At 61.5% G+C, this 13,112-nt stretch carries 11 protein-coding genes; 4 read left to right on the top strand and 7 right to left on the bottom strand.

The features are described 5' to 3' along the window. Window positions 1-159: 159 nt before the first annotated feature. Window positions 160-420, top strand: a complete 261-nt coding sequence (locus tag EIH27_RS02355; protein WP_206424858.1) for a hypothetical protein — start codon at window positions 160-162, stop codon at window positions 418-420. A gap of 59 nt (window positions 421-479) precedes the next feature. On the opposite strand, the gene EIH27_RS02350 is transcribed toward EIH27_RS02355, so the two are convergent. From EIH27_RS02350 to lepA, 4 genes are all read right to left on the bottom strand, one after another. Next, window positions 480-1,670 carry an MFS transporter gene (locus tag EIH27_RS02350; RefSeq protein ID WP_164461578.1) on the bottom strand — a complete coding sequence of 397 codons (1,191 nt, stop codon included), beginning with the start codon at window positions 1,668-1,670 and terminating at the stop codon, window positions 480-482. A gap of 348 nt (window positions 1,671-2,018) precedes the next feature. Further along, window positions 2,019-3,215, bottom strand: a complete 1,197-nt coding sequence (gene hemW, locus EIH27_RS02345) for a radical SAM family heme chaperone HemW (RefSeq protein ID WP_124039376.1) — start codon at window positions 3,213-3,215, stop codon at window positions 2,019-2,021. Then, window positions 3,208-4,035, bottom strand: a complete 828-nt coding sequence (gene trmB, locus EIH27_RS02340; RefSeq protein ID WP_124039375.1) for a tRNA (guanine(46)-N(7))-methyltransferase TrmB — start codon at window positions 4,033-4,035, stop codon at window positions 3,208-3,210. Before trmB ends, hemW begins: the two co-directional genes overlap by 8 nt. Next, entirely contained in the window at window positions 4,035-5,894 is a 1,860-nt protein-coding gene (gene lepA / locus EIH27_RS02335; protein ID WP_124039374.1) for a translation elongation factor 4, read from the bottom strand. Before lepA ends, trmB begins: the two co-directional genes overlap by 1 nt. 283 nt (window positions 5,895-6,177) lie before the next feature. On the opposite strand from lepA, the gene EIH27_RS02330 reads away from it, so the two are divergent. The 3 genes from EIH27_RS02330 to rpsT all read left to right on the top strand — a co-directional run bounded on the left by EIH27_RS02330 (window position 6,178) and on the right by rpsT (window position 8,851). Next, on the top strand, window positions 6,178-6,852 hold the full coding sequence (locus tag EIH27_RS02330) for a PH domain-containing protein (protein WP_124039373.1): 675 nt from the start codon (window positions 6,178-6,180) through the stop codon (window positions 6,850-6,852). 401 nt (window positions 6,853-7,253) lie between these two features. Continuing rightward, entirely contained in the window at window positions 7,254-8,339 is a 1,086-nt protein-coding gene (locus EIH27_RS02325; protein WP_124039372.1) for a 2,3-butanediol dehydrogenase, read from the top strand. A gap of 245 nt (window positions 8,340-8,584) precedes the next feature. Continuing rightward, on the top strand, window positions 8,585-8,851 hold the full coding sequence (gene rpsT, locus EIH27_RS02320) for a 30S ribosomal protein S20 (protein WP_124039371.1): 267 nt from the start codon (window positions 8,585-8,587) through the stop codon (window positions 8,849-8,851). A gap of 57 nt (window positions 8,852-8,908) precedes the next feature. Here rpsT and holA read toward each other — a convergent pair whose 3' ends face one another. The 3 genes from holA to EIH27_RS02305 form a co-directional block, all read right to left on the bottom strand. Further along, the gene (holA, locus tag EIH27_RS02315) at window positions 8,909-9,865 is read right to left on the bottom strand and encodes a DNA polymerase III subunit delta (protein ID WP_241152937.1); all 957 of its coding nucleotides are present in this window, start codon (window positions 9,863-9,865) and stop codon (window positions 8,909-8,911) included. Between the two features lie 100 nt (window positions 9,866-9,965). Further along, entirely contained in the window at window positions 9,966-12,071 is a 2,106-nt protein-coding gene (locus EIH27_RS02310; protein ID WP_164461577.1) for a ComEC/Rec2 family competence protein, read from the bottom strand. Between the two features lie 175 nt (window positions 12,072-12,246). After that, on the bottom strand, window positions 12,247-13,107 hold the full coding sequence (locus EIH27_RS02305; RefSeq protein WP_206424857.1) for a helix-hairpin-helix domain-containing protein: 861 nt from the start codon (window positions 13,105-13,107) through the stop codon (window positions 12,247-12,249). Window positions 13,108-13,112 lie beyond the last annotated feature (5 nt).

Here is a 13,112-nt window from a genome sequence, read left to right as displayed (position 1 = left end):
AGTCGTGGATAGATTAAGGCGCGTACGCCAGCGATTACCAGACCATCACGCGCCCTGACCTGGACCCAACCGCCGCACGCCTTCTGAGACATTGCGGGCTTCATCCGTGGCGTGCAAGAATCCACATATCTAAACATTCATAACCGAAAGGACCGATTCGTGGGTAAGTGGTTCAAGCAGGCGCATGAAATTGAGTATCTGCGTGCGGAAAACAAGAAGCTCGCCGCGCAAGTGACTAGCCTGCAGCACCGTCTGCGCATGCAACAGAACGGCACAGAGACCGCCGAGGTATCTGACGAAGAACGCAAGATCATCGCCTCTGGTCGCAAGATCGATGCCATCAAGGCCTATCGGGAACGCACTGGCGCTAGCCTCTATGATGCGAAGATGGCCATCGACGAAGCGTCGTACGATCTCTAGAACGCTAGGCGCGCTGCATACTACAAAAACACTATGTAGCGCGGCAACCAGTGCAGGTCTTATTTCTCTCCTGATTCCTCAGCAGCACGTGAAGCAGCGGATTCGGCCTTTGACCACTCGGATGCCGTCCCCAGTTTCCGGAAAGCAGGCGCACAGAAAATAGCGGTAAGCCCAAGTACAAATAGCGCGGCGGCTAACCCATAGGACATCGTGGTCTGGCCAGCCACAACCAGTGCAGATGCGACAAGCGGCGCCCATACGGCAAATATGGAAGAAACCACCGTCAAAGATGACTGCGCCCTCCCCTGCAAATTGTCCGGAGTAGAGGCGAACAAAAATCCCTGTACGGCTAAAGCACCGATCGGGAACGTCAACCCCGCGATTCCAAACCAAACGAACAGCATGCCGTAGCTATGCCACACCGTTGCTCCCACCGCGGCTACAAGAAGCCCGATTGTCGAGAGAATTGCGAGACATCCGGATGGAACGCGAGTAACAGCAATCGATGCTGCCGCGGATGCCACGATCATGCCAACCGCCATACTTACCTCGACCAGCGCAACCTGCGCCGCGGAATATCCGTGCCCCATCAATTGATAGATCGTGGTGAAAGTCAGCATGTTCGCCGCAGTCTGCGCGAAAGCAATCCACAGCACAATTCCGAGACGAACTCGCGAACTGACCAGGAAACGAAGCCCCACCGCAATATCCTCGAATATCGAGCCAATACGTTTCGTCGATTTTCTAGTAATCTCCGTGGGCTGCAGGTCCGTTCTGATGAGAGCTGCGCACAGGCCATATATTGCGTGCAGAACGGAGGCGGCAATAAATGGAAGCCAGTGCGCGGCTCCATAAAGGAAACCGCCCAGCGGCCCACCCGCGATGGATACCACCGCGTCACGCCCCTGATTGATACCGCGGGCCCGAGCATATTCTTCATTATCTGTGAGAATTGAACGCAGCGCCGCTTCATCCGAATTTGAGAGCAACGCGAAGGAAAATTGGACAGCTATCACAATTGCGATGACGTGCCATAGCTGGGCAACGCCTAAAACCAGCAGGATTCCCAGCAGCATCCACAGCACGGCACCGGTAACCGCCCGCCAGTACATGAGTGCGCGGCGATCGCTGCGATCCACGATGACGCCGCCGAACAGCATCATGAGAATTCCAATTATCTGGCTAGCGGTCGATACGCCGCCGGCTACCGCGACGCCCCCCTGTTGCCACGATAACGAACGGCACCGCAACCTGAGGTACGGCGCCTGCAAGTTGGTCGGAGGTGGAGCCGGTCAGCCACACCCCATAATCTCTCGAGCCATTACTCATTCGTCACCTCAATCTCTCCGCTCGCGTACACCCGCAGCAAGAAACCACTACTGAAACCCGAACCCAACCCTGATCATTTACCAGTTAATCTCCGTCAGGATACCTTCGAGCCTATAGACGCTCGTTACCATGCAGCGGCCAGGGTCCATCATCTGAACAGCAGCGAATAAATCAGAGTCCCCATGGCAGTTTGCTTTGTGCAGGTGAGAAGGGCCCGCGGCCCACTATTCCCACGTCACCCACACCTGACCATTGCCGCAGCACCCGCGTCACCACAGCGCCCGCGTCACCACGTCGCCCAGCAGCCGCCCGTGCCGCGTGAGCCGTACTCTCCCAGTACGCAGCGCTTCGGCGTCGATCAAACCGTCGCCGCGCAGCTCCGCGAGCGTTTCCTCACGCACCCCGCTCGGCACCGGTATCCCCTCGCGCAGCCGAATACCTAGCATGATGTCCTCTTCGCGCTGCTCGGCCGGGCTCAGTACCTCGCGAGCCTGCGCCGGCGTCGTCCCCAATGCAAGCCGCTGCGCATAGGCCAGTGGGTGCTTGACGTTCCAGAACCGTTCCCCATTAATGTGCGAATGCGCCCCCGGCCCGTATCCCCACCAGTTCGCGTTGTGCCAGTAGAGCAGATTATGGCGGCACTCGTGTCCGGGTTTCGCCCAGTTGGAGATCTCGTACCAGCGGTAGCCGGCCTCGGTAAACAGCGTATCGGCGAGTTCGTATTTATCCGCCTGTATGTCCGGGTCCGGCAGCTGAATTTCGCCGCGCCGTGCCTGCGCGCCCATTTTCGTCCCCGGTTCCACCTGCAGACCGTAGGCACTGATATGGTTTGGCGCGAAGGAAATGGCCTCTCGCACGGACGCTTCCCACTGCTCCATGGTCTCCCCCGGCGCCCCATAAATAAGGTCCACCGAGTATTCGAGCCCGAGTTCCCGCGCCCACGTGGTCACCTTTTCCACCTGCCCGGGCGTGTGGAGCCTGTCAAGCGTCCGGAGAACGGCGGGCACCGCGGACTGCATGCCGAACGAGATTCGCGTGAAACCACCCTCCCGCAGCGCCGCAAGCTCTGCCTTTCCCACCGTTTCGGGATTGCATTCGGTAGTAATTTCAGCGCCCCTGACGACGCCGAACGCCTCCCGCAGGTCCGCCACCACGCCTACCAGTTGCTCCGGGCGCAGCATGGTGGGAGTGCCGCCACCAAAGAAAATGGTGCGCACGGCCGCGTGGTTATCCCCGGTGTCCAGCACGCGGCGCGAAAGCGCGATTTCGCGGGCCAGCGATTCCGGATAATCCCCGGTACTCGCACCCTCACCGAAATTCAGATTTGTGTAGGTATTGAAATCGCAGTATCCGCAACGCACCCGGCAGAACGGAATATGCACATACGCGGAGAATCCTGCGGACACGTCCGGGTTGGGAACGCGGCCGTCCGGAGGTACGGGAATACCGTCGGGGAGTTTAGCCACGCTTTTTCCTTACCGCCACCAGATCGTGCACGCTCCTGCCGGCCTCCCGCCCGCGCTCCTCGAAGCGGGTGAGCTCGCGCTCCTCCCATCGCCGCGCGAATCCGCCGCGCTCCGGCTCCCGATCATTCGGATCCGGATTTTGCCCCGCGTAGGGATTCTCAAAATACGGGAGCACCTCCAGCGTGTCCCGCATCTGCCAAGCGTAATCATCCCAGTCCGTGGCCATCCTCCACAGCCCCTGGTCCTCGAGGATACCCGCCGCTACCACGCCGAATCGCGGCGCGACCAGGCGCCGCTTGTGGTGGCGAGTTTTCCGCCACGGATCCGGGAAAAATGTCCACAATTCTGCCGCCCGGGGGTTGGTGCTGCCCGGCAGCGCGGGATCCACGCCCGGCCCAATCTCCTCAATCTCCGCCGCGCTAGCAGCCCTGCTCGCCGCGAGCCCAAACACAACGGGAAGCGCCTGTACGGCGTCGGCCTCGAGGACGCGCACGTTCTCAACGCCTGCGCGCACAATCGAGGCCACGCAGCGCCCCACACCCGGATGCCACGCCTCGACCAAAAGGATGTTTACCTCCGGATGACGCACCGCATAACCAACGGCCTGTTCTCCGCTTCCCGGCCCCACCTCCACAATGAGCGGCGCCTCACGCCCGAATTCGGCGGCCAGGTCCACCCGCGCATCCGCAGCGATTTCCACCGGTTCCTCGCCGCGGGGCACGCTGATGAGTAGCTCGGCTCGTTCGGCCAGGAGCGCCTCGTGACGCTTACCCAGCCGGCTGCCGCGCAGCGAGAAAGAGTGAATGTGGCGGTAGGTCATTACTTTCCCTTCCCGGTTGGGGCGTCCGAGGTGAGTGCGGCCACGAATGCCTCCTGTGGCACATCCACGCGGCCAATGGACTTCATGCGCTTCTTGCCGGCCTTCTGCTTCTCCAACAACTTGCGCTTACGGGACACATCGCCGCCGTAGCACTTGGAAAGCACGTCCTTGCGCAATGCCTTGATGGTTTCGCGGGCAATAACGCGGGTACCAATGGCGGCCTGAATCGGAATTTCAAACTGCTGACGCGGAATGAGGGCCTTGAGCTTCTTGGACATCGCGTTACCGTATGTGTACGCCTTATCCTTGTGCACAATCGCCGAGAACGCGTCCACTTTCTCATGGTTGAGGAGAATATCCACCTTCACGAGGTCCGCCTCCTGCTCCCCCTCCACGTCATAATCAAGCGAGGCGTAGCCGCGGGTGCGGGATTTCAACTGGTCGAAAAAGTCCGTGACGATTTCGGCGAGCGGAATGGTGTAGCGCAGCTCCACGCGGTCCTCGGTGATGTAATCCATCCCATCCATATTTCCGCGCCGTTCCTGCGCCAGCTCCATGATGGTGCCCACGTAGTCCGCTGGCGCCAGAATGGAGGCCTTGGCCGTCGGCTCAAAAATATGAGCTACCTTGACCTCGGGGAATTCGGACGGGTTTGTTACCCGCACCTCCTGGCCCGCATCCGTGATCACGCGGTAAATCACGGAGGGCGCGGTAGCAATAATGTCCAGCCCGAATTCGCTTTCCAGACGTTCGCGCGTGATCTCCAGATGAAGGAGCCCGAGGAAGCCCACGCGGAACCCAAACCCCAACGCAACGGAGGTCTCCGGCTCAAATACCAGGGCGGCGTCGTTCAACTGGAGTTTCTCCAGCGCCTCACGAAGATTCGGGAAATCCGATCCGTCAATTGGGTAAATCCCCGAATACACCATGGGCTTGGCATCCTGGTATCCCGGCAGAGGCGTGGACGCGGGCCGCGAGGCAACCGTCACCGTGTCACCCACGCGCGTTTGCCGTACATCCTTGACACCCGTAATCAGGTACCCCACCTCCCCCGCACGAATTGACCGGGTGGGGGTGGGCTCCGGAGAAATCACACCGAGCTCCTGGAGTTCGTGCTCCGTGTGCGTAGACATGGTTTCCAGCTTCTGGCGCGCATCAAACGCGCCATCCACCATGCGGATGTAGGTGACCACACCGCGGTAGGAATCGTAGACGGAGTCGAAAATCATCGCCCGTGCCGGCCCATCCGGATCCCCCTGCGGGGCCGGAATGTCCGCTACCACGCGATCCAGCAGTTCTGCCACACCGGCACCCGTTTTCCCACTGACGGTGAGAATTTCGGACTCCTCCACACCCAGCAGGCTGGAGAGCTGGTGGGTGTAGTGCTCCGGTTCCGCGGACGGTAAATCGATTTTGTTAAGCACCGGGATGATGGCCAGGTCATGGTCCATCGCCATGTACAGGTTGGCCAGGGTTTGCGCCTGGATCCCCTGGGTAGCATCCACCAGCAGCACGGCACCCTCGCACGCGGCTAGAGAGCGGCTCACCTCATAGGAAAAATCAACGTGCCCGGGCGTGTCGATCATATTGAGCGCGTACGGTTCCCCGTCCACCAGCCACGGCATGCGCACCGCCTGCGATTTGATGGTGATACCACGCTCCCGCTCAATCGCCATGCGATCCAGGTACTGATCCCGCATGTCGCGCGCTTTCACAATGCCGGTCAGCTGCAGCATCCGGTCCGCGAGCGTGGACTTGCCGTGATCAATGTGGGCGATGATGCAAAAGTTGCGGATGCGCTGGCGGTCTGTTTGGCCGGGCGCAATGAGCCCGAGTTGTTCGCTGGAAAAATTGGGCACGTCTCTCCTTTTCGTGTCGCCTTATTCTAGCGATCTATTCCGGCAACCGCGCCATGTATTCACGCGGGTGCGTGTATCCGCGCGAGCCCGTCCATGGCACCGCCACCGCAATCGTCACCGCCCCCCCTACAGGCCCGTCCGCCGCGCGCAGCGACGCCTAAGGGACGCCGTGTCCGCTCAAGTTCCGTCCGGGTCCGTTCACCGCGCGCAGCGACGCCTTCACCTATTCACCCACGCACGTCTCCACTCATCGCGGCGGCCCAGATTGTGGCACCATGACACTATGGCGTTTTCGAAGAAGCTTCTCAGCGAGGGGGAGCATGTGCTCCTCGAAACCCACCCTCATGCGAAGGTGCTGACCGGCAACTTCATTGGCGGCGCGCTTGTGGTGGCGCTGGCCGTGCTTGGCGCCATCTACCTACCCCACACCTGGCGCCCAGCGGTGTTTTGGGTGGACGCCGTGGTAGCCCTTATCCTGCTGTGGATCGTCACATTGGGGCCCTGGATGAGCTGGGCGGCGAGCTACTACGTGGTCACAAATCGTCGCGTCATTGCCCGCGACGGCGTGTTCACCCGTACCGGCCATGACATCCCACTCGCCCGCACCACGGACCTCACCTTCAAGCGTGACATCACGGATCGGGGCTTCGGTTCAGGCACGCTTGTTATCTACACGGCTGCGGATCAGCCCCATTACCTGCGCAATGTGCCCAAGGTGGAGCGGGTGCACGCGTTGATTTCTGACCTTCTTACCAGCGGTTCGACGACGTCGGACACCCCGCCCGCCCTCGCCATGCCATCCCTCTCCGCGGTCCAGGGAAACGTCGCAGATACTCTGCCTGCCCCCGGCGTGGCGGAATCGTCCGCCCACGAAACGCCACATTCCGAATCCACCGATGGCTCGCTACCGCAGGGCCACGCCGATCCGTCTCGGCCTGATAATTCTCCGGCTGCCTAGTAGTTTTCCCGCCACTAGATCCTCCTCATCATCGCCATCACTCAGGTCCCCACTGGCCGTGCAGACTCTTTACACATGTTTTACGGCTTTTCGCATGACGAATGAGAATCCTGCCTAACTGACGTCCTCGTCCACCTGGGTTACTCCGCGGCAAAACTCGTAGTCCTGACCCGTCGGCTTCTACGCGTGCACCGACCACGAAACGTGTCACGAGTCTGACTGCGGCGTCGTCGAACAAGATTTCAGTGCGCCCAAACTTCCGCACACACGTGCACCCGATAGGCGGTATTTCCACGACCAAAGAACTGTGCGAATGTGACAAAAACGACTATAATAGAGGTGTGTAGTTTGCACTTATCGGCGCGATGGCGCGTCGGTTAGCCTACCGAGGAGAAGAGCCAATGAAGGCCGCACGCTACTACGGGAACCATGACATCCGTATCGAGGATATCGAGCAGCAGCAACTCAAGCCGGGTACCGCACGCATCAAGATTGCCTGGTGCGGCATCTGCGGTACAGATCTCCACGAATACCTAGACGGGCCCATTTTCTGCCCCACCCCGAATACCCCCAGCCCTGTGGCACACGAAACCGCCCCGGTCACCCTCGGCTATGAAATGTCCGGCGTAATCAGCGAAGTGGGTGACGGCATTGACGATCTCAAGGTAGGCGACCACGTGGTGGTGGAGCCCTACGTACTACATGACGACGTTGATACGTCGGAGAACAATGACGCCTACCACCTGTCCAAGGACATGAACTTCATTGGGCTCACCGGCCGCGGCGGCGGGCTGTCGGAGAACATCGTGGTACGGCGCCGGTGGATCCACAAGATTCCGGATTCCATTCCACTGGACGAAGCCGCGCTGATTGAGCCGCTCTCCGTGGCTGTGCATGCCGTGGAGCAGGCCGGCATCACCGGTCCCACGAAGGGCTTCGCACTCGTCGGCGGCGCCGGCCCAATCGGCGTGCTCATCGCCTCCGTACTCCACGCGCAGGGCCTCACCGTGGCCGTCACCGAGCTTTCCGAACTGCGCCGCAAGCGCGCACTCGAGAGCGCACATGTGGATTATGCTTTCGATCCCCGCGAAGTGGACGTAGCCGCTCAGGTACACGAGCTCACCGATGGCAATGGCGCCGATTACATGTTCGAGGCCTCCTCGGCGGATCCGGTGCTTCAGACCCTCATCGACGCCGGCGCACCTCGTTCCGTCCTGGTCAACGCGTCCATTTGGGGTCACAAGCCCACCGTGGATCTGGCACAGGTGGTACTCAAGGAGATCACCATCCGCGGCACCATTGCCTACGTGAATACCCATCCAAAGACGATCGACCTGGTGGCTTCCGGAAAGATCAACGTCAAACCGTTCATCACCGGCAAGATCAATCTTGAGGATCTTATCGATAAGGGCTTCGATCAGCTCATTAACCATAATGAGACGGCCGTCAAGGTACTGGTCTCCCCAAATGGTGAGGGCGAGGACTAAACCACTCTCAAGCGTGGGCGGCCGAGCAGGTAACGGCCGCTCACAGAATGGGCGAGCAATCTCACGCCGCGGGGCAGGCGATTGCTCGCCCGTTCGCACATGTACTGGTATTCTTGCCTCTTGGACTTTCACCTGGTCGGGTGGCGGTCCAGCTTCGATGACAACCACGGGGACCCCACTCCCACAGTCCACATTGAAGCGTTTCCCCTCGCCGGCCATGTTGTCGATTTGAAAGAGTAGTAGCAGTGGCAAATATTAAGTCGCAGAAGAAGCGCGTTCTCACCAACGAGAAGCGGCGTCAGCGTAACCAGGCCTACAAGTCTGAGCTCCGCACCTACGTGCGCAAGACTCGTGAGGCGATTGCGGCGGGCGATGTTGAGGCTGCCGAAGCGGCGCTCCGCGTGGCCTCCCGCAAGCTGGATAAGGCGGTATCCAAGGGCGTGATTCACAAGAATCAGGCCGCCAACCGCAAGTCCAAGCTGGCCGTCAAGGTGAACGCACTCGCAAAGTAGCGAATGTCAGTGGGGCCGAAGCGCACGCTTCGGCCCCACTTTGTATTTCAACCCACGCTAACGGGTAAGCCTGCGCGCCTCCGCTACACGCACAAGGGCACGTTCCAGGGCAAATTGGGGATCCTTCGAACCACCTTTTACTTCTTCGTCCGCCTGAGCCGTAGCCTCAATCGCCCGCCCGAGGCCGCGTCCTGTCCAGGCCCGCGCCTGCTGTTTGGCGCGCTTCAGTTGCCAGGGCGCCATCTGGATCTCTCCCCTGGCTACCTTACCGGATACCTGGGCAAGTGCAATCTGCCGTAGTTTCGCTGCCAGAGCCGCGACAATCGGTACCGGACTGGTACCCGTTTGCACAGCCTGACGCGAGAGCTTCAGCGCACGGCCCGCATCCCCGGCCAACGCCGCGTCCGCTACATCGAACGAACCGGCCTCGGTGCGCCCCTCATAGAACGTGTGCACGGACGTTTCCGTAATACGGCCTTTCACATCCGAGAGCAGCTGATTCGTGGCCGCCAGTAACTCACGTAAATCCTGACCAACGGCATCCACGAGCGCCTGCACCGCACCCTCGGTCATCTGACGATGAGCCGCCCGGGCCTCCCCGCGCACCAAATCAGCCTTGTCTGAATCACGCTTGACACGTGGAAATGAATAGACCACCCCTCGTTTTTTCATTGCATCCAGGAGCTTCTTGCCGCGGTTGCCACCCTCATGAACTACGATAAATACAACATCCTGAGCGGGATCTTCACTGTAGGCAAGAGCGTCCTTGAGAAAACCATCGGTCATCTTTTCCGCATGCCGAGCGAGAATAACGCGTGGTTCCCCAAACAAGGACGGGCTGGTGAGCACGGGAATACGCCCGGCCGCATATGTGCGCGTATCCAGAATGGTGGTTTGAGTGCGCGGATCTGCCGCCTCGGCCTGTTCTCTCAGGCGTTGCGCCGCCCGCTCACCCAGGACGGGCTCCCCCGCCTCAATCAGAACCAGCGGCGCAACTTTTACCTGCTCTTTCATGCGTCCAGTATCCCACGTGCCTCCGACACCGCCATGGCACATGACCCGGTATTCCTCCGCTTAAGCCCTCAGAACCACCGCGCCTGCCACACGTCGTTCCTCACCCGGTCTCACAGCGCTGTGCGCCCACAGAGCCGCCAGCCCACCAGATCGCCCCACAGTCTAGAGTGGCACGATAGTGCGGATAAATACGCGCCACGATGGGCGCGGGATGGCCGTAGTTATTCTCGCCAACGGACACCACCGTGATCTCCGGACTGAGCAGTGCGGCCACACGGGCCGATTGGTCCGCGCTGCCGTGGTGTGCCACGATCACACTCCTGACTGGACCCAGCACGCCGTATAACCGATCCTGCACCTCCTCTCCACTGTCAGAAAATACGAGGATGCCACCGGCAACATCAGAACGTAGGACGAGCGCGTCGTCGTTGGCAGATGCCTCATCGCCGCGGGGGTGATCTGGCCATATGACGCGGAGAAGTGCCGTGTCCCCTACCCGCGCCTCGGCTCCCGCGTGTGCCTCCGTAACGGGGATATGCCGCCGGCGGAATTCTCGTAGTGCCGCCCGCGAGGCAGCCTGAGGCTCCGCATTACCTGACGTCCATACCTCACCTACCGTCGCCTGGTCGAGCACGGCGGAAAGACCACCCACGTGATCCGCATGCCAATGCGTGAGCACAAGAATGTCAATGCGCGTAACCCCAGCACTACGTAGGCAACGCACGGCGGCGTCGCCCTCCGGCCCAACGTCAATCATGACCGTCCGCCCCTCGGCCCGCAGTAGCAGCGCGGCGCCCTGCCCGACGTCACACTGAACCGCGTCCCAGTTCGACGGGATACCGCCTCCGCCGGGCAGCAGCGCGAAAACGCTCATTGTCGCCCCGACTATCGCGCCCACGCCCCACAGCCACCGACTCGGCAGCACAAGAAGAAGGATTCCCCCGGTAATCAGACCTAGCGTAGCGACACCAAGAGACACCCCGCTCCCCGGCATGGCCGCACAGAAACTAGCAACATCCGCAATCCACGCCGTACATATCGATGCGGGGATAAGCAGGAGGTGCGCAGCCCACGGACACGCGGGCGCAAGCAGCGTAGCGCCAAGACCGGTGATGGTAAGAGGCGCCACCGCTGGAGCGATCGCCACGTTAGCCAGAACGGACCAGAGCGAGGACTGGTCGGTGAACAATGCCAGTACCGGCATGCAGAAAAGCTGGGCGGCGAGGGACATCGCCACCGGTTCCGCAATTATCCGCGGAATACTGCCCCGAACAGCAGCGCCCATAGGCACACCAACCAGTACGATGCCCATGGTGGCCAGCACTGACAGGAGGAATCCGTAACTGAGCGCAGTCCACGGGGACAGCAGTGTCATGCCAATCACGGCGACGGCGAGGGCGGGCGCCGAACCGGATGGCCGCCCAGTGCCGACCGCCATCACAATGAGGCCACCCATGAGCGCGGCCCGCAGTACGGATGGCTCCGGCCCCACCAGAATCACAAGTGCCACCACGGCGAGCGCTGCGCAGGCGGCTGCGAGCCGCCGATGCCGGCGTCCTACCAGCGTAATGGCCACACCGGTGACAATTGCAACGTGCCCGCCCGATACGGCAATCAGGTGAGTAAGCGAGGTGGACTGCATAGCGGTGCGCAGCGAATCCGGAACCTGTGAATCATCTCCCAGCGCGACGCCGGGAATAAGCGCACGGGCGTGGTCCGGGAACGGTTCGAGCACCGTCGAGAGCGCCTCACTCAGCCTTGCGACTATCTGTGCGGTGACAGCTTGATGCCGGACAATACGTGGATTCGCCAGATTAATGCGTCCCGTCTCCCGGTGGTTCGGATCAGAAACACGCAGGCGGCCACGTCCGCTCACCGCATCGCCCCGAAGTGTGTCACACGGCACCGTAACCTGGAGCCGCACTCTCCATCCGAATTCGCTGGACCCACCGTCCACGCGGCTGGGGCGAATTTGTGCGGTACATTCCACCTCACCCCAGGGCAACTGACGCTCGACCACCCGTGTCATGACCGTACCGCTAATATCGACGTACCGGCCGTCGAGCGCTATGAGGTCAGGCGGCCGTGCCGCCCAGGTGGCGCCGAGCGCTGCTATCGCTGCCAGCCCTGCGGCCCCTGCGCTCACCGCGGCCTGGGTGCGGAGACGCGGTACTAATCCGGCCAGCAGACAGACGGCAGCAACCACGGCCAGTATCCACCAGGCACGGTAAAGTGACGCGCCTGCGCCGCATAGGCTAGCGGCCGCCGCCGGTAGCAGACGCATATCCTGCCGTGGCGGGTGCAACCGGGAAAACGCTGGGGCGGACGCATCCCCGTGCAGCCTGGCGCCGGCCCGTCCACGCCGATTCGTCCCGGCCCGGCTATACCGTTGCGTGGTCACGCATCTTCGCCAGCTTAGCCGGCCCGATTCCCGGCACGTTTTCCAGATCATCCACTGAAGCAAACGGCCCGTGTTCTTGCCGGTAGGTGACAATATCCGCTGCCGTAGCGGGCCCTACACCGGGAAGCTCCTCAAGCTCCACCGAGCTCGCACTGTTGATATTGATGAGTGCGCTACCAGCGCTCCCGGCACTGTTCGCGCCCGCCGTGTCCGCCCCGCCTTGGCTTCCACCCGCCGTCGCATCCGGCGGGATCGTTTCGCCTACTGCCGGAACATGCACGTGGGCACCGTCCTCCACAGCCGCTGCCAGGTTCACCGCCGCCGGATCGGCCTGCGGTCCCAGCCCACCAGCCGCCTGCACGGCGTCCCCTACACGCGCCGGGGCGGGCAGCGTGTATACGCCGGCCTGAGGCACCTGGCCGGATACATACACGACGGATTCCCCCGAGCTGTCGGTTGTCGAGGCAGCCGGAGCCGGCGCGGTTACTTCCCCGCCTGTCACAGGCGACACCTGATTTTCCACCCCGGGCGACGCCTGTTCCACACTGGTTTGCAACGGTGCAGGTTCATGATCACTCACCGATGCCGTGTGAGAAGCCAACGCCCATATGAGCACGGCAAGTACGCCCACCAGCATGGCGCCCAGGATGAGCGCCACATGTTTCCATTCCAATTGCCAGCGTGTGGGCCCGCCCTCATCGGTGAGCGCCACGATGTCCTCGCCAGTTCCCGGAGCCAGTGCGAGAGCGGAAAGACGGCTACGAGCATTTGCCTCCGCATCATCAACGTAACGATGCGTTCGGGTGCCCGGTCCGGCCGGACGTGGAGGTGGTGTACGCATACCTC

Source organism: Neoactinobaculum massilliense (genome assembly GCF_900604955.1).
Classification (GTDB): Bacteria; Actinomycetota; Actinomycetes; order Actinomycetales; family Actinomycetaceae; genus Neoactinobaculum; species Neoactinobaculum massilliense.
This window is presented reverse-complemented; position numbering and strand designations above follow the sequence as displayed.

What these genes read in the sequence shown, in the direction of transcription:
- EIH27_RS02325 (WP_124039372.1), top strand. Translation starts at nt 7,254, where the DNA reads ATGAAGGCCGCACGCTACTACGGGAACCATGACATCCGTATCGAGGAT.
- holA (WP_241152937.1), bottom strand. Translation starts at nt 9,865, where the DNA reads ATGAAAGAGCAGGTAAAAGTTGCGCCGCTGGTTCTGATTGAGGCGGGG.
- EIH27_RS02330 (WP_124039373.1), top strand. Translation starts at nt 6,178, where the DNA reads ATGGCGTTTTCGAAGAAGCTTCTCAGCGAGGGGGAGCATGTGCTCCTC.
- trmB (WP_124039375.1), bottom strand. Translation starts at nt 4,035, where the DNA reads ATGACCTACCGCCACATTCACTCTTTCTCGCTGCGCGGCAGCCGGCTG.
- EIH27_RS02305 (WP_206424857.1), bottom strand. Translation starts at nt 13,107, where the DNA reads ATGCGTACACCACCTCCACGTCCGGCCGGACCGGGCACCCGAACGCAT.